Below are 24515 nucleotides of genomic sequence, written 5' to 3'. Positions count from 1 at the left end.
TGACCGGTGCTGACGCCCGCCACCAGTGCCTGCACCAACAGGCTGTTTTACCTGCACAAAACGTAAAACAGGCATGAAACTTGGATAGCCTGTAGCAAGTGCCGGCGAATGCCGGCGGCGGTCAACGGCGATCGCACCGACACTAGACAAAGACGTCTCTTCACCCTCCGACGCCGGAGGTGTGAGAGACGTCTTTGGCGTTTTTGGAGCCCATGCGATGCCTTATTCCACTGGTCCTTCTGACTCCAGGCCCCGTTCCTCAGGCCTGCCTGACTCAAGGTCCCGTTCCGAAATGACCCAGGCCGGCTCGTCTTCGCCGACGAGGTCTGACGACGCACGTCTTCCCCACCTGGTGATCGTCGGCAACGGCATGGCCGCGCATCGATTGATCGAGACCCTGGCGGCCCAGAGTGGTGCCCCACGACACATCACCGTGATCGGTGCCGAACCGCACGCGGCCTACAACCGCATTCTGCTGTCGAGCTGGCTGGCCGGCGATGTCGAGCAGGATGGATTGACGCTGACACCGCCGCATGACTCCGCCGTCACTGTCGATCAGCGCCTGGGCGCGCGGGTGGAGCGGATCGATCGTACCCGGCGCCTGGTCGAGTGCGACGACGGCGAGGTGATCCCCTACGACCACCTGGTGCTGGCACTGGGTTCGCGCAGCGCCATGCCACAGATCCCCGGCATCACTCTGACGGGCGTGTCGGGCTTTCGCGATCTGGACGATGCGGCGCGCCTGGCCGACGCAGCAAAGGCTGGCGGCGCGGCGGTGGTGGTCGGTGGTGGCCTGCTGGGCCTGGAGGCCGCCGCCGGCCTCGCCGCCAGAGGCATGCAGGTATGCGTGCTGCAACGCTCACCGCGCCTGATGAACCGGCAGCTGGACGCCACCGCCAGCACCATGCTGGCAAGCGAAATCGAAGGCCGCGGCATCCATCTGAAGACCGGGGCGCGGTTGGCCGCGATCGTCGGCGATGAAAACGGCCAGGTGGTCGGTGTGCGCCTGGAAGACGACGAGCGCCTGCTGCCGGCGAACTGCGTGGTGATCGCCGCCGGCATCACCCCCAACGCCGAGCTGGGCAGGGATGCGGGGCTCGATTGCGATCGCGCCATCGTCGTCGACGACACCCTGGCCACCTCGGACCCCGACATTTCTGCCCTCGGCGAATGCTGCCAGTTCGAGGACACCACCTACGGCCTGGTGGAGCCGATCTGGCATCAGGTCGAGGTACTGGCCAGTCGCCTGTGCGGCGAGCCCTCGGCGCCTTACCACGAACGCGCCTGCGCCACCAAGCTCAAGGTTTCCGGCGTCTCGCTGTACGCCTTCGGCCCCACCGAGGCCGAGGACGGACATGAGGTCCTCAGCTATCGCGACCAGGGCGAATACCGCCGACTGCTGCTGCGCGACGGCCTACTCGAGGGCGCCGTGCTCTACGGCGATACCCGCATGGGCCCCTGGCTATTCCGGCTCGCCGAGCAAGGCCAGCGACTGGACCGAGCGCGCCACTCGCTGCTGCTGGGCCAGGCCGATACCGAGGCCCTGCTGGCGGACGACGCCACCACCGACACCGACCCATCGACCACCGAACAGGATGCCGCCTGATGTCCAGCACAAAGCACAATCTCGCCGCACACAATGCTCCCGACAGCGACGCCACGGATACCCGCCCCACCCTGGTCGTGGTAGGCAACGGCATGGTAGGTCACCACCTGGTCGAGCAGCTGGTCGAACGTGATCAGCACCGCCGCTACCGCATCGTGGTGTTCGGCGAGGAACGTCATCTGGCCTACGACCGAGTGCACCTGTCGGAGTACTTCAGCGGCCGCGACGCCCAGTCCCTGGCGCTGTCCACCGCCGACTACTACGCCGAGCACGGCATCGAGCTCAAGTTGCACCAGGCGGTCACCGCCATCGATCGCGATGCACGGCGCGTTCACACCGACGCTGGCTACCTCGACTTCGACCGTCTGGTGCTGGCCACCGGTTCCTTCCCCTTCGTCCCGCCGATTCCCGGCAATGATCGCGAGGGCTGCCTGGTCTACCGCACCCTGGACGATCTCGACGCCATTCGCGCCGCCGCCGCCACCGCCAATACCGGCGTGGTGGTGGGGGGCGGACTGCTCGGGCTGGAGGCCGCCAACGCCCTGCGCGGCCTCGACCTGGACACCGCGGTGGTCGAATTTGCCCCGCGTCTGATGCCGATGCAGGTGGACGAGCAAGGCGGTGAACTGCTCAAGGAAAAGATCGAGGGCCTGGGCGTCCAGGTGCTGACCGAAAGAGCGACCCGCGAGATCGTCCCCGGTGAAGCCAGCCGTCTGCGCATGGTATTTCAGGACGACAAGGTGCTGGAGACCGATCTGATCGTGTTCTCCGCCGGCATACGCCCCCGGGACGAGCTGGCCCGCGAGTGCGGGCTCGAGATCGGCGAACGTGGCGGCGTGGTGATCGATGACCACTGCCTGACCAGCGATCCCGCCATCCTCGCGGTGGGCGAGGTCGCGCTGTACAACAACAGCATCTTCGGTCTGGTCGCCCCCGGTTATCAGATGGCCAAGGCCGCGGCCGACACCCTGTGCGGTGGCGATTCGACCTTCACCGGGGCCGACATGAGCACCAAGCTCAAGCTGATGGGGGTCGACGTGGGGGCCATCGGCGACGCCCACGCTAACCGCCATCCCGGCGCCAAGCAGTACCGATACTTCGACCAGATCCAGCAGGTCTATCGCAAGCTGGTGGTCTCCGGTGACGGCAAGCGCCTGCTCGGCGCCATGCTGGTGGGCGACAACTCCGCCTACGACAGCCTGATGCAGTACTACGCCAATAACCTGGATCTGCCGGCGGACCCCGCCTCGTTGATCGTGCCCTCCAGCGAACCGGCGCCGGCGCTGGGCCCGGACGCCCTGCCGGACAGTGCCACCATCTGCTCGTGCCACAACGTCACCAAGGGCGCCATCAGCGCCGCCATCGACGCCGGCTGCGAGGACCTCGGCGCGGTCAAGGGGACGACCAAGGCCAGTACCGGCTGCGGCGGCTGTGCGGCGCTGCTCAAGAACGTCTTCGACCATGAACTGGCGGCCCGCGGCATGGAAGTCGACACCTCCCTGTGCGAGCACTTCGCCCACACCCGCCAGCAGCTCTTCGATATCGTCCGGGTCGAGGGCATCAAGACCTTCAGCGAGTTGATGACCCGACACGGCACCATCCTGGACGACGGGGCGCCGAGTCTCGGCTGTGACGTCTGCAAGCCGGCGGTGGCCTCGATCCTGGCCTCCTGCTTCAACGAACCGATCACCGACGCGGCGCATATCCCGCTGCAGGATACCAATGACACCTTCATGGCCAACATGCAGAAGAACGGCACCTTTTCCGTGGTGCCGCGTATCGCCGGCGGTGAGATCACCCCGGACAAGCTGATCGTGCTGGGCCAGGTGGGCAAGAAGTACGGCCTCTACACCAAGATCACCGGCGGCCAGCGCATCGACCTGTTTGGCGCACGTCTCGAGGACCTGCCGGCCATCTGGGAGGAACTGATCGACGCTGGCTTCGAAACCGGACACGCCTACGGCAAGTCGCTGCGCACGGTGAAATCCTGTGTCGGCAGCAGCTGGTGCCGCTACGGCGTCCAGGACAGCGTCGGCATGGCGCTGCGACTCGAGCATCGCTACAAGGGACTGCGCTCGCCGCACAAGCTCAAGTTTGCGGTGTCCGGCTGCACCCGCGAGTGCGCCGAGGCCCAGAGCAAGGACATCGGCGTCATCGCCACCGAGCATGGCTGGAACCTGTACGTCTGCGGCAACGGCGGCATGCGTCCGCGTCATGCGGAGCTGTTCGCCACCGACCTGGATGACCAGGCCCTGATCCAGGCCATCGACCGTCTGTTGATGTTCTACGTACGCACCGCCGATCGACTGCAGCGGACTTCTGTGTGGCGCGAAAACCTCGAGGGAGGCCTCGACTACCTCAAGGCGGTGGTGCTCGACGACAGTCTGGGCATCGGCGAGGAGCTCGAACGCCAGATGCAGCACGTCATCGATACCTACGAGTGCGAGTGGGCGGGCGCCCTGGCCGATCCGGACAAGCTCAAGCGCTTTCGCAGCTACGTCAACGACAGCCGTCCCGACCCGGACATCATCGTCACCGAGGAGCGCGGTCAGCTCCGCCCAGCCTGAGCAAGCCTCAGCCAACCACCGTTTCCGCCCTCGTGACCACACCTCGTCACGAGACGGGCCGCCAACAACGCCACAAGGAGTTTTCCATGACCGCTTCTTCCATCAGCCGTTCGCTGGACTGGATACCGCTGTGCCAGCGCAGTGACCTGGTGCCCTTCTCCGGTGTCGCCGCCTGGATCGACAGCGCCGAGGGCCCCGCCCAGGTGGCGCTGTTCTACCTGCCCGGGCATAGCCCGGAACTGTTCGCCATCGACCACCACGACCCCATCGCCAAGGCCAATGTGCTGGCCCGAGGCATCGTCGGCGACATCCAGGGAGAGCCAGTGGTGGCCTCTCCCCTGTACAAGCAGCACTTTCGCCTCACGGACGGCCGTTGCGTGGAAGACGACAGCGTCTCGCTGCGCACCTGGGCGGTGGCCTTCGACCAGGACAGGGTAATGATCGCACCCTGAGCGCCGCAGCATTTCGGCCCGGGCCTGTGCGGCACGAAAGCTGGCGGGCTCGGTCCTGACCGTCATCTCGGGGGATACGGCCGTCGCGGCCGAATCGCAGAGGACCGGCCTGGCGTGAGTGGGAAGGTTGACCGAAGAATTGACCTGATAGCGCAGCGTTGACACTTCGCCCTTGCAGCATTTTTGTCATCGTCCATGCTTGACTCAAGGGCACCGCTGGACCGAAACAGGGTCCAATGTAAAGAAGCGCCGTTGGCAGCACGTCTTGCGCCACAGCGGGACAAACTGCAAGTAACGGCCAACCCGCCCAAGGGTTCGAGAATCGATTGAGAACCAGTTGAGAATCGGTTGAGAACCGTTTCATGGCCACAGGAGGAGCCTATCGTGTGCAATCCGACACCTTGGCGGCTGTCACATTCCTGACATCGCGCGCTGAGAGTGTCGACATCAAGGCGTCATGTTGACGCCCAAGGTGACAATCAGGAGAGCTGTGCCGATGGTACGCATCGACAAGAAGGCCACCCGACTGTACGTGCTGGACACCAACGTACTGATCCATGATCCCAGCGCCCTCTACCAGTTCGAAGAGCACGAAGTGGTTATCCCCATGACCGTGCTCGAGGAGCTCGACAAGCACAAGAATGGCATCCGCGAAATCGCCCGCACCGCCCGGCAAGTCAGCCGGACCCTCTCTGACCTGACCGCCAACGTCGACATCGACCAGATACGCCAAGGTATTCCCATCACCCGCGTCAGCGGACCAGATGGCCGACTGAGACTGCTCTGCTACTCCGACCTCACCCTGCCCGACAACCTGGAAGACAGCCCCGACAATCGTCTGCTCGGCGAGACCTGCCGACTGCGTCAGGAGCGCCCCGACGCCTCGGTGATCCTGGTCACCAAGGACATCAACCTGCGGGTCAAGGCCGCCGCCCTCGGCGTGCCGGTCGAGGACTACCTGACCGATCGCGCCTTCGATGACTCCGACGCCATGACCGACGGTGTCGCTGTGTATGAGGACGCCGGCCGTGGCTTGTGGGACGCCATGGCGCTGGACGTCAAGGTCGAGCGCGACCATGACCGTGTCATCTATCGACTGAGCGGCGAGATTCCCCAGCACTGGCACCTGGGCATGCTGGTGTCCGACGCCGACGGCGAGGCCAGCTTCGAGGCCATCGTGCGCGAACTCGCCCCCCACCAGGCCACCCTGGAGCTTCTGACCAACTATCGCCACGGCGCCAGCGTCTGGGGGGTACACGCCCACGACAGCCGGCAGAACTTCACCTTGAACCTGCTGATGGATGACGCCGTGGACCTGGTCACGGTGGCCGGCAGTGCCGGCACCGGCAAGACCTTCATGACCCTGGCCGCTGCCTTCCAGCAGACCCTCGATACCAAGCGCTTCGAACGGGTGGTATTCACCCGGGCGCCGATCTCCATGAGCGAGGACATCGGCTTTCTGCCCGGCACCGAAGAGGAAAAGATGTCGCCCTGGATGGGCGCCTTCCACGACAACATGGACAACCTGCTGCGCGACGAGCATGACGGAAGCTCGACCTGGAACCAGGACGCCACGCGCCAACTGCTGGGCTCACGCGTGCAAATCCGGGCGCCGGGCTTTATGCGTGGACGCACCCTCAACGACACCTTCCTGATCATCGACGAGGCCCAGAACTTTACGCCAAAGCAGTTGAAGAGCCTGATCACCCGAGCGGGACGCAACACCAAGATCGTCTGTCTGGGCAACGTCGGCCAGATCGACACCCCTTACCTCACCGCCAATACCTGCGGCATGGCCGCAGTGGTTCAGAACTTCAAGAACTGGCCCCATGCCGGCCATGTGACCTTGAAGAGCGTCGAGCGCTCGCGCCTGGCCCTGGCCGGCGAAGAGCTGTTGTAAGCGCCCCCAGCGGAACGAAAGCGCCCCCCAACGAAACCAAAGCGCCCCCGCCCGAAAAGGCGGGGGCGCTGGCGTCTAGAGAGCCGACATGGCATGGCGGCGGTGGTACGCTCCCTACAACACCGTCACTACAGTACCGTCAAGAGCTGGCCCCATGCCGGCCAGCTCTTCATAAGACACCTTGAAGAACGTCGAGCGCTCGCGCCTGGCCCTGGCCGGCGAAGAGCTGTTGTAAGCGCCCCCAGCGGAACGAAAGCGCCCCCCAACGAAACCAAAGCGCCCCCGCCTGCAAGGCGGGGGCGCTGGCGTTCGGCCCGGAGCTGACACTTCCAGTTGTCCCGGTCACTTGTCCCGGTTCATGGCCTTCTCGATCAGTTCCTCGGACTCGCTCTTGGGTGTCTTCTCGATCATCTCCTCCGCTTCGGCGTAAAGGCAGACGTAGGTCTGGCAGGAAGCGCAGTGCACCTTTTCATCGGGATTCTTGGTGCTGGGGACTCGCATGTTGTAGCTGCCGCAGTTCGGGCAGGGCTTGGGGATCCGCAGATCTTCGCTCAACGCCATCTCGATCTCCTTGTAGATGGTGGATGATGCCAGGGCCTTGCCCAACGCGAGGTTATCGCGTTCATACTCAGGAAGGAGGCCCTTCAATTGGTTGCGACCGGCACGCTTGGCATCGTAGAGCGCTCCGTCCACACGCCGCATGGCCATGTCGAGACTTTCGTCCTGCCCGACACAGATGGCTCCCATGCTCACTGTTACCTTGAGGGCACGACGGTCGACCTTCAAGGTCGATGCTTCCACGTTGCTTCGAAGACGCTCCAGTATGTCCCAGGCGTCTTCGGCATGAACGTCACCGAGCAGTACCAGAAATTCTTCGCCCCCGATACGCGCCAGCAGGTCATAGGGGCGCAGGCTCAGACGACAGGTATCGGCGAAAGCCTTCAGCACCATGTCCCCGGCGGCGTGGCCGTAGGCATCGTTCAGTGACTTGAAATGGTCAAGATCCAGCATCGCCAGCACCGCTGGCTCGCCACGGCGCCGCAATCGGGCGAGTACCCGCGCTCCTGCCTCGAGGAAGGCACGGCGATTCATCACGCCGGTGAGGACATCGGTGCTGACCAGCTTGGCGACACGCGACTCCGCCTGCTTGCGCTGGGTCACATCCAGCAGCAGGCCATCCCAGACCACGGTGCCGTCATCGAATCGCTGGGGCGTGCCCCTGGCCTCGAACCAGCGCTGACCTTCCGCGACGGTCTCCTGAGCATCACCCAGGGTGATGTCCAGGTGCCAGGGTGTGAGGCTGACCAGCGACTGGGCGAGCGCCAGCGTCAACTGCTCACGCGCGTCCTCGTCCAGCCTGGAAAGCACGACCTCGACGTCTTCAAGGGCTCTTTGACGAGACAGCCCCGTCTGGGATTCGAAGCCAGGTCCCAGGTAGTCAAACGACAAGCCTCCCCCGGGCGACTGGCGCAGCCGGAACACCACTCCCGGGAGCCTCGCCATGCGGCTTTCAATGGTGCGGCTCAGTCGCTGAGCTGACGCCGCCTGCAGTTGCAGTCGGCTGACGTCGTGCTTCATCAGCATCCAGCGGGCAGCGCACCACGACACCGGGTGGATGCTGGTACCAAGGTGACGTAGACGACCAACCCCGTCACAGGCCACCACGCCTTCCCAGCTCCCGCCTCCCTCGCGACAACGCGCAAGGGCCAGCTCCAGTGTCTCGGCTGCCGTACTGCAATGAACATCGGTCAGGCGCAGCCCCCTGATGTCTGCCAGAGACTTGCCCAGTTCATTGCACTGACGAGCGTTCGCCCAGACGATGGTTCCTTCATGGTCAAGCAACAAGGCGGACCCCGGCGCGGCGCCCAGCAGGGCCTCGGCCCCCGACTCCCCGTCACTGACCGTCATGGTCTGTGGGGGTGCGCCACTCTCAGCCTTTGTCTTGTCGCGACGGAAAAACCTCCATACAGACATCACCCTGCATCCCGTAAGCTTTTTCTTAATTTTTTGTACGAAAAAAGCTTAGAAGAACCAGACTTCCTTCGCAGGATGAAAAGTCTCATGTTCGCAGGCTGAGCAAAGCAGCCTCAGGACTCACTGTCCCAGCAGCTCACTCATCCACTCGCCGATATCCCCGATCTGCTGCGGGCAGACCGCGTGAGCCATGGGATACTGACGATAGACGGTGTGATAGCCAAGCTCCTCCAGACGAGCGAAGGCGGCTCGGCCCAGGGATTCGGGTACCACCGGATCCATGCTGCCGTGATGGATTTCCACCCTCAGGTCGCGATTGGCCTCGTTCAGCTCGATCGAGTTCGCGGTGGCAAAGTAGGTGGACATCGCCAGCAGACCGCCTAACGGCTTGTCAAAGCTGAAGGCGGCCTCGTAGGCAACGGCCCCACCCTGGGAAAACCCGGCCAGCAGGATACGTCGGCTGTCGATGCCGGCATCGATCTGGGACTGTATGACGCCCTTGATCCGCTCGGCCGACAGCCGCAGCTGCATCTCGTCCACCCGACGGTCCAGGCTCATCTCGAGAATGTCGTACCAGGCGGGCATGACCATGCCACCATTGATGGTGACCGGCAGGCGCGGTGCATGGGGCAGGATAAATCGGATCTGAGCGTAACCGGGCCTTGGCAGCATGGGCACCACCGGCTCGAAGTCACGCCCATCCGCTCCCAGGCCGTGAAGAATGATCATGCAGGCGTCCGCTTCGCCTCGGGGCTCGATGACCAGCTGGTCGTTGTCGCTCATGGGCAGATCTCAGTCTATGTTGCAAAGCACAACCTCCTAGCCTACCGCAATGCGCCAGAGGGGACGAGCCAAACAGGTGAAGTCACCCGGCTACCGAGAAGCACACAGGGCTTTTTAGAAGGGCCAGAAAAAGGGGGTCAGCACCAGCACCACGACCGCAGTCAGCAGATTCAGGGGGCCGCCGAGCTTGAGGTAATCCTGAACCCGGTAGCCACCGGGGCCCATGACCATCAGATTGGTCTGATAGCCAATCGGGGTGAGAAAACTGGCCGATGCGGCAAACATCACCACGACCACGTAGGGCAAAGGATTGACGCCGAGACTCTCGGCCCCTGCCATGGCGATGGGGAAGGTAATGACCGCTGCGGCATTGTTGGTCACCAGCGAGGTCAGCAGCGCCACCACACAGTAGGTGCCCACCAGCAGCGCCCAGGGACTGTCGCCGACGACACTCAGCAGCCCACGGGCCACCACATCTGCTGCCCCGGACGTCTGCAGTGCGGCGCCCAGGCCAAAGGATGCAGCGATGGTCAGTAACACCTGGGTGTCCATGCCGCGACGGGCACTGCGGACGCTGACACAGCCGCTCAACAGGGCTGCCGTGGCGCCCAGCATGGCGGCGTTCATCATGCTCATCAGCCCGGTGGAGGCCAGCACCACTACCGTCGCCAGGATCGCCCAGGCGCGCAGCGCTCGGTCGAAGGCGGGCCTGGCCTGACCATTGACCTGGCTGATCAACAGGAAGTCCTGAGACTGTCGATGACGTTCAATAAAGGCCGGGCGCGCCTCGAGCAACAGCACATCGGAGGGTTGCAGACGAATCTGCCCGAGGCTACCCGCCACCCTGCGCCCGCCACGACAAACCGCCAGCACAGCGGCGCCATAGAGCGTGCGAAAATGGCCATCGCGAATCTTCTGCCCGATGAACTGGCACTGGTCGGAGACTACCGCTTCCACCAGGCGGCGCTCGCGAAACTCCTTCTCAAGATGCGACTCCCCCAGACGAGATGGCCTCAGACCGCGCATCTGCTGCAATTCCACTGCCCCCTCAGTGGTGCCGGCAAAGACCAGGTGATCCCCGCCCTTGAGACGTTCACCCGGCCCCACCACGCTGACCACATTGCCACCGCGTTCGATTTCCACCAGGAAGAGCCCGGAAAGATGCCGCAGCCCGGCCTCTTCGACGGTACGGTCGACCAGCGGCCCCTGCGGATCCACTTCCATCTCGATGGTGAACTCGCGCAGGTTGGCGAAGGCCTCCTCACTGCCGGGGCGCCTGGACAGCAGACGAGGCGTTACTACCAGCAGGTAGACGACCCCGACCAGCGCCATGGGCACGCCCACCCAGGCGATTTCGAACAGCCCCAGGTGGAGATCCGGGAAGCGCTCCTGCATCAGCGAATGCACCACCAGATTGGTACTGGTACCCATCAGGGTGACGGTGCCCCCGAGGATCGAAGCGAAGCTCAGCGGCATCAGCAACAACTGCGGGGCAATCGAGAAGCGACGCCCCCAGCTGATCACCGCAGGGATGAAGGTGGCCACCACCGGCGTGTTGTTGAGCAGCCCGCTGACGGCGGTGACTGGCCACACCAGGCGTGACAAGGCGTGACGTTCGCCGGAGGGGCGTCCCAGCACGTGACGAATGATCAGATCGATACCACCGGTATCACGCAGGCTGGCGACCAGGATGTAGAGGAAGGCGACCGTGAACAGGCCACTGTTGGAAAAGCCGCCCAACGCCTGCTCGGCGTCGATGACCCCAAGGCTCAGAAGCACCACAAGAGCCCCCATCAGCACCATGTCGGGGCCGAGGCGGGTCAGCGCCATCAACGGGAAGACGGCACAGGCAACGGAAAGGGCGATCCAGGCATCCAGCGACATGAGGTGGCCTTGCTGAAGAGAATCAGCCTATTGTGCCTCCCTCACCTTATTCTAAATAGTTACAATGTATTATTTTTTTATATCTTTCAGGCATATAGGCCCTTCACCCTATACCTCAGCGCCTTTGCGAGAGATTCACCTCGTTTACGGGTGTCCTTCACCGGCACCCACCCGGGGCGCAGAACGACACATCAGAAACGCAAAAAGGCCCGCCGTAGCGAGCCTTTTCCATGCATCAAGTGCGATGCATCATGCCGCCTGAGCGGCCATCAAGCGATCGACTTAGTCGATGACCTTGATGTTGGAAGCCTGGAGGCCTTTCTTGCCCTGAGTCACCTCGAAGGAGACCTTCTGGCCATCCTGCAGGGACTTGAAGCCGTCGGCTTGAATCTCGGAGAAGTGAGCGAACAGGTCGTCACCGTTGTCGTCCGGAGAGATGAAGCCGTAGCCCTTAGTGTCGTTGAACCACTTGACGGTACCAGTTGCCATGATCGAATCCTCGACTAGCGTATATACATTACCGGGAGATACCCGAGTTGCAGTGGGTAAAACAAGAAACCTTCCCCCGGAACATCGTCGCCAGGATGCTTCGATGACCTCTGAGACGTTCAACTTGCTAACCAACTGCGAGCAGCATGCGCCGTCTTGGCGCTCAGGTCAAACACTATTTGCACTTGGTTACGAGACGATGACGCTTTGCAGTCACCTGCAGCAGCACCTCACGACTTGCCGGCTGCCGCCTTTAGCGCGGCCTCTCTCCCGAGCCATGCCTCCGCCTTTTGCTCCACTGTGCCTGGTCGTCACCCGGTGCCGCGTGCTCTATGCCGGTGACAGGTAATGTGCTTGCATGAGTAAAGAACACAAGAAAACCGTGACTCAGGGAGAACGACATGGCCTCGTACCTTTCACGCCACGCCTCGACCCGCTTCGGCGCCTACTACATCGCCGTCGCCGGCCTGATCGTCAGCCTGCTCGGGCTACTGGCGTCACTATGGTGGCTGACGGGGGTGCTGGCGTTTGGCGCGCTGACCGCGCTGGGCACCTATGACATCGTCCAGCGTCGCCGCACGGTCAGTCGCAACTACCCGATCCTGGCGCATATTCGCTACTTCCTGGAATCCATCGGGCCCGAGTTCCGCCAGTACTTCATCGAGGCGGACACCTTCGAGTCGCCCTTCTCCCGCGAGCAGCGCTCGCTGGTCTATCGACGGGCCAAGAGCACCATCGACAAGAAGCCCTTCGGCTCGCTCCGGGACATGAACGCCCCCGGCTACGAGTGGATGGGGCCATCGCTGTCACCGGTGGAGATCACCGATCATGACTTCCGCGTGGTCGTCGGCGAGCATCGCGCCAAGCCCTACAAGGCCAGCGTGCTCAATATTTCCGCCATGAGCTTCGGTGCCCTGTCGCCCAATGCCATCAGCGCCCTCAACGAAGGTGCCAAGCTCGGGGGCTTCTACCACACCACCGGGGAAGGGGCGATATCGCCCTACCACCTGCGCGGCGGCGACCTGGTGTGGCAGATCGGTTCCGGCTACTTCGGCTGTCGTCGCGACGACGGTGGATTCGATCGCGACAAGTTCAAGGAGAATGCCCGTCGTGACGAAGTGAAGATGATCGAGATCAAGCTGTCCCAGGGCGCCAAGCCTGGCCATGGCGGCATCCTGCCGGGGGCCAAGGTGACCGCCGAGATAGCCTCGACCCGCGGCGTGCCCGAAGGCCAGGACGTACTTTCGCCGTCCAAGCACTCCGCCTTCTCCACCCCCTGCGAGATGATCCACTTCATCCAGGAGCTGCGCACCCTGTCCGGCGACAAGCCGGTGGGCATCAAGCTGGCCCTGGGCCATCCCTGGGAATGGTTCGCCATGGTCAAGGCCATGCTGGAATGCGGCGACCGCCCCGACTATATCGTGGTCGACGGTGGCCAGGGCGGCACCGGCGCCGCACCGCTGGAATTCATCAACCGCCTCGGCATGCCGCTCAATGACGCCCTGATCCTGGTCCACAACACCCTGGTCGGCGCCGGACTGCGCGACGAGATTCGCATCGGCGCCAGCGGCAAGATCATCAGCGCCTTCGACATCGCCCGCACGCTGGCGCTGGGCGCCGACTGGGTCAACATGGCCCGTGGTTTCATGTTCTCGCTGGGCTGCATCCAGGCCCAGAGCTGCCACAACGACCAGTGCCCCAGCGGGGTCGCCACCCAGGACAAGGCCCGCGGCAACCGCCTGGACGTCGAGGACAAGTCGGTGCGGGTGAAGAACTTCCACGCCAATACCAAGTTCGCCCTGTGCGAGATGCTGGAGGCGGCGGGGCTGCATCATCCCAGCGAACTTGGCCCCGAACACATCATCAGGCGCCTCTCCAATGGCAAGGCGCTGCCCTACATCAGCCTGATCGACAGCCTGGCACCCAAGGAGTTGCTGGAGGGCGGCGCCAAGAACCATCCGCTGTATCGTGAGTTCTGGGATCTGGCGGATGCGAACAGCTTCGATGCCCCCTGCGCCCTGCACAGTCTGCGACAGACCAAGCTTCTCTAGTCGCCGGCCATCCTCGCCCTCCCTGCCTCCAGGGGGGGCGGCCACCCGCTCTTCCCTTTCGGCTTACCTTGCCCCTGCCTGACCCCACGCAGTGGTGTTGCTCAGCGATGGTCGACGCAGTCCCCCACCTCTTCCAGTTGCATCGTGACATGCTCGATATCGAACCCTTGGGTCAGCACCTCCCGCACTGCCACCAGAGTTGTCTGGTGGTCTTCTCCCGAGCGCACCCCGACGTGCATCGACACCAGATGCCGTCCGGGTGTCAGCGACCAGGCGTGAACATGATGAACGTCGCATACCGCCGGTACCGCCTCGACGACGGCCCGCTTCATGGCATCGATGTCCAGGGATTCCGGAACGCCTTCCAGCAGGATGTGCCCACTCTGGCGCGTCAGTGTCCAGGCATTCCTGAGGATCAGCAGCGCCACCAGCACCGACAGCAGCGGGTCGATCGGCGTCCATCCGGTCGCCATGATCACCAGCGAGGCAACGATCGCCGCAACGGAACCGAGCAGATCGCCCAGCACGTGCAGTGCAGCACCGCGAATATTCAGATTGTCGCGATCGCCGCCGTGAAGAATCACGAAGACCACGATGTTGACCAGCAGTCCCGCCACCGCCACCGTCAGCATGACAGGCCCCAGCACCTCGACCGGACTCAGCAGGCGGCGGACCGCTTCGATCGAGATCCAGACGACGATGGCGATCAGGGTCAAGCCGTTGACGAAGGCGGCGAGGATCTGCACCCGGTCATAGCCAAAACTGCGGGCGTCGTCGGCAGGTCGCTTGCTGAGGCGGGCGGCAAACCAGGCCAGCACCAGGGCAGCGCTGTCGGTGAGCATATGGCCGGCGTCGGCCAGCAGCGCCAGCGATCCGGAGACAACACCTCCGATCACCTCGGCCACCATGAAGGACGCTGTCAGCAGGATGCCCCAGGCCAGCCGACGCTGGCTGTCGGTGTGTACATGGCCGATGCCATGGCCATGGCGGTGCGCGTCATGGCCGTGGGGATCGTGCCGATGCTTGTCACGCTCAGCGTGCTGGTGAGCAGGGCCGCCCGCTGTGGCGCTTTCGGTCGTTCGATGTTCATGAGCCATGGGAGTCTCCCGGAAGACGCGTTCCTCATCCTTGATGCTAGCATTTGCCAGGTGCTGACCCGGACCACTCGCGCAGCCAGGTCAAGACCAGCGCTACCAGACCAGTCAGCGCAACGGCCACCTCGGGAACAGTCTGCAAGGCATACGCCGGCGCTCTGGCCTCCTTGCCGCTTACCGTTGATACTCTTGATGTATTCGCCATGCGCGAGGTCTCCCCCCGTAAAGGGGCTTACCGACAGCGAACCGACACAGGACCGCCATGACCGACACCGGAACGTCTCCCGACGACCTTCCCGCTATCCTCGCCGGCCCCATCCTGCGACGCTTGAGTCCCGAACGTCTGCGCATCTGGCTGGTGGCGAGCCGTCCGCTCAGCTTGACCCTCGAGCTGTCACCCAGCGGCGAGTCACCGCGCCGACAGCCGCTTGGTGAGGACGATTACCGGCTGGTGCCACTGGGCCGCCATGCCCTGCTCTACCTGATCGATGCGCCGCTGGATGAGCCTCTGCCCCAGGACACCCGGATCGACTACGACCTCAAGGTGACGGACGAGCGCGAAACCTCACTCGGCGAGCTGGCGCCCCATCTGTGCCATGAAGGGCACGAGACGCCGGCATTCGTGCTGGCATCGAGCCACCGACGCCTGCTGCATGGCTCCTGCCGTCGTCCTCACTACGATGGCCCGGACGGCCTGGCCCATCTGGACAGCTGGCTCGCCCAGCGTCTCGACTGTCCCGAACAGTGGCCGGCCTGGCTGTTGATGACCGGCGACCAGATCTACGCCGATGACGTCGCCGGCCCCTTGCTGGTGGCGATACACGCGCTGATCGAGCGCCTGGGGCTGTTCGACGAGACCCTCGAGGGCTCAACCATCGACGACAGCCAATCGCTCTACGCAAGCCCCTTCAGCTACTATCGACGCGAAGAATTGCTGCCCGACGTCAAGAGCTCGGCTGCCCTCAAGGATCGCTTCTTCGGGGGCGTTCGCAAGCCGGTGTTCACGTCGGCCAGCGCCGCCAATCACCTGATGACCTTCGCCGAGATGGTGGCCATGTACCTGCTGGTCTGGTCGCCGACGCCGTGGCGCCTCATCGAGTGCCAGCCTCCTGCACTTGAAGAAGAGCGACGAGAGACCTACGACGACCAGGCCCGGATCATCGACGACTTCGTCGCTACCCTGCCTGCCGCCGCCCGCGTCATGGCCCAGTTGCCGAGCCTGATGATCTTCGATGACCACGACGTCACCGACGACTGGAACCTTACCGCGCAGTGGGAAAGCACGGCTTACGGCCACCCCTTCTCCAAGCGCATCATCGGCAATGCCCTGCTGGCCTATCTGCTGTGTCAGGGCTGGGGCAACGCCCCCGAGCGGTTGAAGGCACCGCTGGACGAAGCCCAGGCGCTGTTGAGCGACGCCAACGATAACCAAGGCTGGCTCGACAAGGATCAGCAGGATGCCTGTCTCGAGCGCCTCTTTCGCTTCGAGGGCTGGGAATTTCAGGTGGAGGGCAGTCCACGTCTGGTGGTGCTGGATACCCGCACCCGACGCTGGCGCAACGGGCGCAAGCCCGAACGGCCATCCGGCCTGATGGACTGGGAGGCGTTATCGGAATTTCAGCAGGAGTTGATCGACGCGCCGTCGGCGGTCATCGTCTCTCCGGCGCCGATGTTCGGGGTCAAGCTGATCGAGACCATCCAGAAATTGTTCACCCTGGCGGGCAAACCGCTGCTGGTGGATGCCGAGAACTGGATGGCCCATCGTGGCGCCGCCAGCGTGATGCTCAACATCTTCCGCCACTCGCGGACCCCGGGGCACTACGTCATCCTGTCTGGCGACGTGCACTACTCCTTCGTCTACGACGTGCGTATCCGTCACCGGCACCAGGGCCCGATGATCTGGCAGATCACCTCCAGCGGCCTCAAGAACTGCTTTCCCGACACCCTGCTGGATACCTTCGACCGGCTCAATCGCTGGCTTTACTCGCCACGCTCGCCGCTCAACTGGTTTACCCAGCGCCGGCCCATGGCAGTGGAGCCCAGGGACCCGGACCGCGCCAAGGCCGGAGAACGCCTGTGGAACGGGCCCGGCATCGGTCTGGTCACCCTGGCCGAGGACGGTAGCCCCGAGGACATCCGTCAGCTCGACGCCCGCGGCATGGAGGTGGTATTCCCTCCGCCCGAGAAGGCGCCATAACCCCGTCCTTGGCTCGCTTGCGCTACAGCAGCCGACCCTGGCCGGGTTGGCTCAACCTTTTGTTGGGTTTGCCCAGCTTACTAGCGCTGGCTTCTGCGCCCGGTCGGTTTACTTGCGCTGGACCGATTCGACCTTTCGTTCAGGTGGTCCATATCGCTGGCTCATGCGCCCGGTCGGTTTACTTGCGCTGGACCGATTCGACCTTGCGTTTCAGCTTGCTCATACGAGCACGCTCGGCCAGTGGCCGGCTGGCGTCCTCCACCGGGCCACCCTTGGCCGGTCCCAGCAGGTGGGCCATCCAGCGGGTCTGGGGGTGGCTGTCGAGGGCGATCTTCAACGTCATCGTCAGCACCACCGACAGCAACATGCCGGTGACCCCGAAGATCCAGCCCCATACCACCAGCGACAGAAAGGCGACGAAGGTGGACAACCCCAGCGCCCGCCCCATGACCCGCGGTTCGACCAGATTGCCCATGACGAAGTTGATCGACAGATAGGCAAGGCTCAGCAGCAGAGCATCGCCCATGCCCCCGTCCGGAGACACCAGCACCAGCAGCACCGCCGGCACCGCGGCGATGGCCGAACCGATGTTGGGGATATAGTTGAGCGCAAAGGCCAGCACCGCCCACAGCAGCGGGAAGTCGACCCCCACCAGCAGACAGGCCACCCACACCAGGGCCCCGGTGACCAGGCTGATCACGGTCTTGACCGCCAGGTAACGCTTGAGGGTGTGGCTGAACTCGTTGAAGCGCTCGAGGCTCGGGGCGGGGTTGGCCAGCGCCCGGGATATCTTGTCGCGGAAGTTCAGGGTCTCGAACAACATGAACATCACCAGCAGCGCCACCACGACACTCTGCATCATCAGATTGCCGAGCTGGCTGAGCAGTGCCGGAAGCCATTCGCCAAGCTTCTGGGTGTCGAGAAACCCGGCCAGCCGCTGGGTGTCGATGGCAAGCCCCATGCTGGCCAGTCCATCGAGCAGGCGCAGGTAGTATTCGTATAGCTTTTCCTCGATCCCGGGCAAGGCCTCGGCAAAGGTACCGACACTATTGGCCAGCAACAGCGCCAGCAGGATCAGCATGCCGCCGATCACCACCAGCGTGACCCATACCGATAGTTTCAAGCCCAGCCCCCGCTCGTGCAGCCACTGCACCGGGGCGGTACACACCACCGCGATGAACAGCGACAGCAGCACCGGCACCAGCAGGTCTGCCCCCGCGCGCATGCCGGCGACGATGACCACCAGTGCAGCCAGGGCCAGCGTCAGGTTCAAGGGGAGCCTGCGCTCCTGCGCCTCGACTTCATCTTCCATGGACGGTAGCTCCTCTCGTTAACCAGCCGTCGGCTCGACGGCGTTATCGGCGCCATCATGCCCCGCCAATCGTTTCAGCACAAAGAATCATGGCACATGGCGCAACATTGCCAATGTTCCGTGTATCACTCCGGCGACATTGGCCGGCCCAGGCTCAACCATGCAAGGATCGTGGAGACGCTTGAGATCCGGGAACGTCTCGCCAGGGACACCGTCCCAGTCAGTAGGCCCTGGCCGGTGCTGGACCCTGTCAGACTTGTCTGCGACGCGCCCCCTGTTGTTCGCCCTGTCGTTCATCCCCCACGTTACAAGGAGAATCCGATGTCACTCGCCACTCCCTCCGCCCGGTCACGGGCGATGCCGAGCCTTCGCCTGCGCCACCTCAACCGGCTGGCGACAGTGGGGCTCGGCCTGGCGCTGGCTTCTCTGGCCGCCACGCCCTCCCTGGCCGCCGAGTCACCCACGCCACGCTATCTGGATATCCAGGCCCAGTCCGAGCTCAAGGTCGCTCCGGACGAGGCGACCTTGAACGCCCGACTGTGGGAGCTGACACCGGCCATCGCCCAGGAAAAGGACAGTGGTGACCACGGCCAGGCCCTGGCTGAGGCCCGCCAACGCCTGGAGGATCGTGCCGCCGAGCTGATCTCGGCGCTGGAAGACGCGGGTCTTTCCCGCGAGGCGATCAACGCCGGATCGCTGCGGGTACAGCAGGAGATGCTGCATCAAACACGCCAGGGCAACGACAACCCCATCCCCATGGTACGTACTCGCCTGGAGCGTCCGGTGACCCTGGCGATCAGCGATCTCGATAGCCTTCCGACCCTGCTCGACGCCCTGACCGAAGCCGGCGTCAATGCACTGGACGGCGTCAGCTACGATCTTGCCGACCGCGACGCGGCCAGCGACCGCGCACTGACCCAGGCGCTCGAGCGCGCCAGGGCCAAGGCCGAACTGATGGCGGACGCCCTGGGAGTGGAGCTCGGTGAGGTGATCCATGTCAGCGAGACCAACGCCCCGGTGTTTCAGCCACGCATGATGGCGATGCGCGCCGACATGGCCGAAAGCGGCGGCAACGCCGACTACAGCCCCGGCAGCATCACCATCGACGCCGGTGTCCAGGTCCGCTGGGGGCTGGCCGAGGCAACCGCGGATATCGATCAGGATCGCCAGCAGGTCCCGGCTGCGCCGCAATGACGATAGCGGCGACGTCAGCCCGACGGCCATGGCATCGGTGGCCAACGAGTCGCACCCGCCCAACGGAAAGCGGCCGGGGTCCGGTGCCATATCGCCTAAGCCCGTGACGTAAAAAGCCCGTGACGCAAAAGCCCCGGGGGTCGCGACCACCGGGGCTTTTGCTTTTGCTTGTGCTTAAGCAAGGGCAAGCGCGCCCGCCCCTCTCAAGGACGGATCAGACGTTGATGCACTCGACCCCGCCCATATAGGGACGCAGCACCTCGGGAACGGTGATGGAGCCATCCTCGTTCTGGTGGTTTTCCATCACCGCGATCAGGCAGCGGCCCACCGCCAGGCCGGAGCCGTTGAGGGTGTGCAGAAGCTGCGGCTTCTTTTCACCCTTGGCGCGGAAGCGCGCCTGCAGGCGGCGTGCCTGGAAGTCCTCGCAGTTGGACACCGAGGAGATCTCGCGGTAGGTGTCCTGGCTCGGCAGCCAGACCTCGAGATCGTAGGTCTTGGCGGCGGAGAAGCCCATGTCACCGGTGCACAGGGTCACCACCCGGTAAGGCAGCTCGAGCGCCTGAAGGATCGCCTCGGCGTGGCCGCGCATTTCCTCCAGCGCCTCGTAGCTCTTGGCCGGATCGACCAGCTGCACCATCTCGACCTTGTCGAACTGGTGCTGGCGGATCATCCCGCGGGTATCGCGACCGTGGGAGCCCGCCTCGCTGCGAAAGCAGGGAGTATGGGCGGTCAGCTTCAACGGCAAGGCGCCAACGTCGACGATCTCGCCGCGCAGCAGGTTGGTCAGCGGCACCTCGGCAGTCGGGATCAGGTGGAACTCGCGCTCGTCGTCGAGCTTGAACAGGTCCTCGCCGAACTTGGGCAACTGGCCGGTGCCGTAGAGCGAGTCCCGGTTGACCATGTAGGGCACGTAGCACTCTTCGTAGCCGTGCTCCAGGGTCTGCTTGTCGAGCATGAACTGGGTCAGGGCGCGGTGCAGGCGAGCGATCGGCCCGCGCATCACGGCGAAGCGAGCGCCGGTCAGCTTGGCGGCAACTTCGAAGTCCAGATCGCCCTTCTTGGCTCCCAGGTCGACGTGATCCTTGACCTCGAAGGCGTACTCGCCGGGGTTGCCCCAGCGCGACACCTCGACGTTGTCGTCTTCGCTTGCGCCTTCGGGCACGCTGGCGTGAGGCAGATTGGGGATCCCCGCAGCGATGTCTTCCCACTGGCCCTGCACCTCGGCCAGCGCCACCTTGGCAGCGTCCAGGCGCTCGCCCAGGTCACTGACCTCGTCGAGCAGCGGCTGGATGTCCTCGCCGGCGGCCTTGGCCTTGCCGATCGCCTTGGAGCGAGTGTTGCGCTCGTTCTGCAAACGCTCGGTCTCGGTCTGCAGCTCGCGACGGCGGGATTCCAGCGAGCCAAGCGCCTCGCTGTCGAGAGAGTAACCGCGGGTGGCCAGTCGTTGGGCGAGCGTATCGAGGTCGCCGCGCAGCAGTTTCGGATCGAGCATGGAGTCTGGTCCGTCGCCTGAGTGAAAAGAACATGTCGGATGCGGAAGGCGTCACCTGGGGCCGTGCGTCACCATCGCCAGCGTCGGACGCTGCTCTCGGGCCCCACCGTGAGGACTGCCGAAAAGCGCCCCGCTGGTGTGCCCTGGGACCACCCTCCGCGCAGGCGACACATTGTAGGCAAAAGCGAGAGGCGGCGCCATCGACCGGGGGCGAGCGCCCGCTTCTCTCGCGATCGGGATGCACCCACCCCCCGAGACGCGGTAAAGTGGACGCCCTCCCATTCTCCTGCCCTGTCGATAGCGCCAGCCGCGCCGCCGCGGGGCCTGTATCGACCGAGACCATGATCGCACCACTGCCCCTAGCTGATGCCGCGACCCCACTGGACCAGCACTATGTCGACTTTCTCAAGGCCCTGAAGGCGGAAGGTTTCGAGGGCGAAATCGCCCCGGACTACGCCAGCCGCACGGTACTGGCCACCGACAACTCGCTCTACCAGCGCCTGCCCCAGGCGGCGGTGTTTCCGCGTCACGCAGCTGACCTCGAGCTGCTCGGCCGGCTCGCCGGGCGGGAAACCTTCCGCAAGGTGGCCCTGACACCACGTGGTGGCGGCACCGGCACCAACGGCCAGTCGCTGAGCGACGGCCTGGTGGTGGACGTCTCCCGGCACATGAACCAGATCCTCGAGATCGACGTCGACAACCGCCGGGTACGGGTCCAGGCCGGGGTGGTCAAGGACCAGCTCAACGCCGCCTTGAGGCCCCATGGGCTGTTCTTCGCACCGGAACTGTCCACCTCCAACCGGGCGACCATCGGCGGCATGATCGCCACCGACGCCAGCGGCCAGGGCAGCTGCGAATACGGCAAGACCCGCCACCATGTGCTCGAGCTCGACAGCGTACTGATCGGCGGCGAGCGCCTGATCAGCGCCGCGGTCGACGAGGACGAACTCGAGACCCTGTGCGCCGAGGACTCGGCCCGGGGCCGCGCCTATCGCGCCGCCCGCAAGATCATCGAGCAGGAGCGCGAGCGCATCGAGGAAATCTTCCCGCCGCTCAACCGCTGCCTGACCGGCTACGATCTGGCCCACCTTCGCGACGACGACGGCCGCTTCAACCTCAACAGCGTGCTGTGCGGCGCCGAGGGCTCGCTGGCGCTGACCAACGAGGCGGTGCTCAACGTGCTGCCGATCCCGCGCCACTCGATCCTGGTCAATGTGCGCTACCCGAGCTTCATGGCGGCCCTCGCCGACGCCAAGGCGCTGATGGCCGGCGGCTCGTCACCTGAAAAGCCGCAGGCGCTTCGCCCCACCTCCATCGAGACCGTGGACGACAAGGTGTTGAAGCTCGCCATGGAGGACTTCGTGTGGGACTCGGTGGCCGAGTTCTTCCCGGTGGATGACGGCCCGGCCATCGAAGGCATCAACCTGGTGGAGTTCAACGACGACGACCCCGAGCGCCTCGAGGCCCGGGTCGACGCCTTCTGCTGGGGACTCGAAAGCGACACCAGCGTCTCCCGCCTGGGCTTCACCCAGGCCATCGGCCGTGACGCCATCGGTCGCGTCTACGCCATGCGCAAGCGCTCGGTGGGCCTGCTCGGCAACGTCAAGGGCGAGAAGCGCCCGCTGCCCTTCGTCGAGGATACCGCGGTACCCCCCGAGCACCTGGCCGACTACATCGCCGAGTTCCGCGCCCTGCTCGATGCCCGCGGGCTCGAGTACGGCATGTTCGGCCACGTCGACGCCGGGGTGCTGCATGTGCGCCCGGCGCTGGACATGAAGGACCCGCGCCAGCAGGCGATGATCCGCGAAATCTCCGATGAGGTGGCGGCGCTGACCCAGCGCTACCACGGCCTGTTGTGGGGGGAGCACGGCAAGGGCGTGCGCTCGGAGTACGCGCCGGCCTTCTTCGGTGAGCTCTACCCCAGCCTGCGACGCCTCAAGGGTGCCTTCGACCCGCACAACCAGCTCAATCCCGGCAAGATCGCCACGCCGCTGGTGGAGACCGACGAAGCGGCCGACAGCCAGCCCGAGCCCGGCGCCAGCCTCAGCGACCCAGGCCTGCTGGCCATCGACGCGGTGCCCATGCGCGGCGACTTCGATCGTCAGATCGACGAGCGGGTATGGCAGGCCCACGCCGACGCCGTCTACTGCAACGGCAACGGCGCCTGCTACAACTATGATCCCGACGACGCCATGTGCCCGTCGTGGAAGGCCACCCGGGATCGTGTGCACTCGCCCAAGGGCCGCGCCAGCCTGATGCGCGAATGGCTGCGCCTGCAGGGGAAGGCCGGCATCGACGTGGTCGAGGAGTCACAGCGCAAGAAGGATGAGACCGCGCTCGGCTGGCTCGCCCACCTGCCCCGCCGCGCGCTCAACAGCCTGCGCGGCAAGGACGACTTTTCCCACGAGGTCTACGACGCCATGGCCGGCTGCCTGGCGTGCAAGTCCTGCGCTGGCCAGTGCCCGATCAAGGTCAATGTCCCGGCCTTCCGCTCCCAGTTCCTCGAGGTCTACCACGGACGCTACCTGCGCCCGCTGCGCGACTACCTGATCGGCGGGCTCGAATTCCTGCTGCCGGCGCTGGCGCCACTGGCCCCGGCCTACAACGCGGCACTCGACAACCGCCTGGTGGACCGGCTGATGGCCCGCGGCCTGGGCATGGTCGACAGCCCCCGGCTGTCACGCGCCCGGCTCAAGAAGCAGCTCAAGGCCTGGGGCGTGGCCGAGGCCACTCCGCTGACGCTGGGGCGCCTCAGCGAGCGCCAGAAGGCGCGCAGCGTGATCCTGGTGCAGGACGCCTTCACCAGCCACTTCGAAGCCAGACTGGTCGCCGACGTGGTGGAACTGCTGTCGCGCCTCGATATCCGCGTCTTCGTCGCGCCCTACAAGCCCAACGGCAAGCCGCTCAACGTCCAGGGCTTCCTCGGCGCCTTCGAGCGCACCGCTCGCAAGCGTGCCCGAGAGCTCTCCACCCTGGCCGCCAGCGGCGTGCCGCTGGTGGGCATCGACCCGGCGATGACCCTGACCTATCGCCAGGAGTACGTGAAGGCACTGGGTGAGCAGGCGGTGCCTGAGGTGCTGATGCTGCAGGAGTGGCTTTTGAGTCTGGGCGCCTCGCTGGTGCCCTCGGGACTCGACCTGAGAGAGGAAGCCCCCTTCCAGCTGCTGTCCCACTGCACCGAGAAGACCCAGGCGCCGGGCAGTCCCAAGGCCTGGCAGCAATTGTTCGAACGTTTCGGGCTGCGCCTGGCGCCCCTGCCCTCGGGCTGCTGCGGCATGTCCGGCACCTACGGCCACGAGGCACGCAACCTTACGACCTCGCGTACCATCTACGCCCAGTCGTGGGAGCCGGTGGTGCAGGAGCATGGCGGCAGCGGTCGCCTGCTGGCCACCGGCTACTCCTGTCGCAGCCAGGCCCGACGCTTCTCCGACAGCCAGCTGCCGCATCCGCTGCAGGCGCTGCTCGGCGCACTTCGTCGGGCGAGCTGAGTCAGACCATCGTTGACGCCTATGATGGCGAT

General features: G+C 64.7%; 15 protein-coding genes. 8 read left to right on the top strand and 7 right to left on the bottom strand.

The features are described from left to right. The first annotated feature begins 292 nt into the window (after positions 1-292). The 4 genes from NFH98_RS05320 (at position 293) to NFH98_RS05305 (ending at position 6525) form a co-directional block, all read left to right on the top strand. A complete protein-coding gene (locus NFH98_RS05320; RefSeq protein WP_222569206.1) occupies positions 293-1606 on the top strand; it encodes an NAD(P)/FAD-dependent oxidoreductase in 1314 nt (437 codons plus the stop codon). Beyond that, on the top strand, positions 1606-4173 hold the full coding sequence (nirB, locus tag NFH98_RS05315; protein ID WP_124802556.1) for a nitrite reductase large subunit NirB: 2568 nt from the start codon (positions 1606-1608) through the stop codon (positions 4171-4173). The genes NFH98_RS05320 and nirB overlap by 1 nt, the downstream gene beginning before the upstream one ends. A gap of 86 nt (positions 4174-4259) precedes the next feature. Beyond that, positions 4260-4625 carry a nitrite reductase small subunit NirD gene (gene nirD, locus NFH98_RS05310; RefSeq protein ID WP_124802558.1) on the top strand — a complete coding sequence of 122 codons (366 nt, stop codon included), beginning with the start codon at positions 4260-4262 and terminating at the stop codon, positions 4623-4625. Positions 4626-5121: 496 nt separating this feature from the next. Further along, the gene (locus NFH98_RS05305; protein ID WP_045994377.1) at positions 5122-6525 is read left to right on the top strand and encodes a PhoH family protein; all 1404 of its coding nucleotides are present in this window, start codon (positions 5122-5124) and stop codon (positions 6523-6525) included. A 342-nt stretch (positions 6526-6867) separates the two neighbouring features. Here NFH98_RS05305 and NFH98_RS05300 read toward each other — a convergent pair whose 3' ends face one another. The 4 genes from NFH98_RS05300 to NFH98_RS05285 all read right to left on the bottom strand — a co-directional run bounded on the left by NFH98_RS05300 (position 6868) and on the right by NFH98_RS05285 (position 11655). Further along, the gene (locus NFH98_RS05300; protein ID WP_222515462.1) at positions 6868-8433 is read right to left on the bottom strand and encodes a sensor domain-containing diguanylate cyclase; all 1566 of its coding nucleotides are present in this window, start codon (positions 8431-8433) and stop codon (positions 6868-6870) included. A 186-nt stretch (positions 8434-8619) separates the two neighbouring features. Beyond that, positions 8620-9282 (bottom strand): alpha/beta hydrolase, encoded by a 663-nt coding sequence (locus NFH98_RS05295; RefSeq protein ID WP_108131499.1) that lies wholly within the window; start codon positions 9280-9282, stop codon positions 8620-8622. A 114-nt stretch (positions 9283-9396) separates the two neighbouring features. Then, positions 9397-11166 carry an SLC13 family permease gene (locus NFH98_RS05290; RefSeq protein WP_045994374.1) on the bottom strand — a complete coding sequence of 590 codons (1770 nt, stop codon included), beginning with the start codon at positions 11164-11166 and terminating at the stop codon, positions 9397-9399. A 282-nt stretch (positions 11167-11448) separates the two neighbouring features. Further along, positions 11449-11655, bottom strand: a complete 207-nt coding sequence (locus NFH98_RS05285) for a cold-shock protein (RefSeq protein WP_045994373.1) — start codon at positions 11653-11655, stop codon at positions 11449-11451. Between the two features lie 401 nt (positions 11656-12056). Here NFH98_RS05285 and NFH98_RS05280 point away from each other — a divergent pair, with 401 nt between their 5' ends. Next, positions 12057-13706, top strand: a complete 1650-nt coding sequence (locus NFH98_RS05280; RefSeq protein WP_045994372.1) for an FMN-binding glutamate synthase family protein — start codon at positions 12057-12059, stop codon at positions 13704-13706. A 101-nt stretch (positions 13707-13807) separates the two neighbouring features. Here NFH98_RS05280 and NFH98_RS05275 read toward each other — a convergent pair whose 3' ends face one another. Further along, complete coding sequence (locus tag NFH98_RS05275; protein WP_349622317.1) at positions 13808-14803, bottom strand: cation diffusion facilitator family transporter; 996 nt, start codon at positions 14801-14803, stop codon at positions 13808-13810. A gap of 259 nt (positions 14804-15062) precedes the next feature. On the opposite strand from NFH98_RS05275, the gene NFH98_RS05270 reads away from it, so the two are divergent. Then, on the top strand, positions 15063-16997 hold the full coding sequence (locus NFH98_RS05270; protein ID WP_349622316.1) for an alkaline phosphatase D family protein: 1935 nt from the start codon (positions 15063-15065) through the stop codon (positions 16995-16997). Positions 16998-17175: 178 nt separating this feature from the next. On the opposite strand, the gene NFH98_RS05265 is transcribed toward NFH98_RS05270, so the two are convergent. Further along, positions 17176-18309 carry an AI-2E family transporter gene (locus NFH98_RS05265; RefSeq protein WP_349622315.1) on the bottom strand — a complete coding sequence of 378 codons (1134 nt, stop codon included), beginning with the start codon at positions 18307-18309 and terminating at the stop codon, positions 17176-17178. Between the two features lie 321 nt (positions 18310-18630). On the opposite strand from NFH98_RS05265, the gene NFH98_RS05260 reads away from it, so the two are divergent. After that, positions 18631-19503, top strand: coding sequence for an SIMPL domain-containing protein (locus NFH98_RS05260; RefSeq protein WP_231498481.1), 873 nt, complete (start codon positions 18631-18633; stop codon positions 19501-19503). 214 nt (positions 19504-19717) lie between these two features. On the opposite strand, the gene serS is transcribed toward NFH98_RS05260, so the two are convergent. Further along, positions 19718-20995: a serine--tRNA ligase gene (gene serS, locus NFH98_RS05255; RefSeq protein WP_349622314.1), complete on the bottom strand. Its 1278-nt coding sequence runs from the start codon at positions 20993-20995 to the stop codon at positions 19718-19720. Between the two features lie 341 nt (positions 20996-21336). Here serS and ydiJ point away from each other — a divergent pair, with 341 nt between their 5' ends. Beyond that, complete coding sequence (gene ydiJ, locus NFH98_RS05250) at positions 21337-24483, top strand: D-2-hydroxyglutarate dehydrogenase YdiJ (RefSeq protein ID WP_349622313.1); 3147 nt, start codon at positions 21337-21339, stop codon at positions 24481-24483. Positions 24484-24515 lie beyond the last annotated feature (32 nt).

The organism is Halomonas sp. H33-56 (genome assembly GCF_040147035.1).
GTDB lineage: Bacteria > Pseudomonadota > Gammaproteobacteria > Pseudomonadales > Halomonadaceae > Halomonas > Halomonas litopenaei.
This window is presented reverse-complemented; position numbering and strand designations above follow the sequence as displayed.

Excerpts from the sequence above, each read along its gene's own strand:
- NFH98_RS05320 (WP_222569206.1), top strand. The coding sequence starts at position 293 with ATGACCCAGGCCGGCTCGTCTTCGCCGACGAGGTCTGACGACGCACGT.
- nirB (WP_124802556.1), top strand. The coding sequence starts at position 1,606 with ATGTCCAGCACAAAGCACAATCTCGCCGCACACAATGCTCCCGACAGC.
- nirD (WP_124802558.1), top strand. The coding sequence starts at position 4,260 with ATGACCGCTTCTTCCATCAGCCGTTCGCTGGACTGGATACCGCTGTGC.
- NFH98_RS05305 (WP_045994377.1), top strand. The coding sequence starts at position 5,122 with ATGGTACGCATCGACAAGAAGGCCACCCGACTGTACGTGCTGGACACC.
- NFH98_RS05300 (WP_222515462.1), bottom strand. The coding sequence starts at position 8,433 with ATGACGGTCAGTGACGGGGAGTCGGGGGCCGAGGCCCTGCTGGGCGCC.
- NFH98_RS05295 (WP_108131499.1), bottom strand. The coding sequence starts at position 9,282 with ATGAGCGACAACGACCAGCTGGTCATCGAGCCCCGAGGCGAAGCGGAC.
- NFH98_RS05290 (WP_045994374.1), bottom strand. The coding sequence starts at position 11,166 with ATGTCGCTGGATGCCTGGATCGCCCTTTCCGTTGCCTGTGCCGTCTTC.
- NFH98_RS05285 (WP_045994373.1), bottom strand. The coding sequence starts at position 11,655 with ATGGCAACTGGTACCGTCAAGTGGTTCAACGACACTAAGGGCTACGGC.
- NFH98_RS05280 (WP_045994372.1), top strand. The coding sequence starts at position 12,057 with ATGGCCTCGTACCTTTCACGCCACGCCTCGACCCGCTTCGGCGCCTAC.
- NFH98_RS05275 (WP_349622317.1), bottom strand. The coding sequence starts at position 14,803 with ATGGCTCATGAACATCGAACGACCGAAAGCGCCACAGCGGGCGGCCCT.
- NFH98_RS05270 (WP_349622316.1), top strand. The coding sequence starts at position 15,063 with ATGACCGACACCGGAACGTCTCCCGACGACCTTCCCGCTATCCTCGCC.
- NFH98_RS05265 (WP_349622315.1), bottom strand. The coding sequence starts at position 18,309 with ATGGAAGATGAAGTCGAGGCGCAGGAGCGCAGGCTCCCCTTGAACCTG.
- NFH98_RS05260 (WP_231498481.1), top strand. The coding sequence starts at position 18,631 with ATGTCACTCGCCACTCCCTCCGCCCGGTCACGGGCGATGCCGAGCCTT.
- serS (WP_349622314.1), bottom strand. The coding sequence starts at position 20,995 with ATGCTCGATCCGAAACTGCTGCGCGGCGACCTCGATACGCTCGCCCAA.
- ydiJ (WP_349622313.1), top strand. The coding sequence starts at position 21,337 with ATGATCGCACCACTGCCCCTAGCTGATGCCGCGACCCCACTGGACCAG.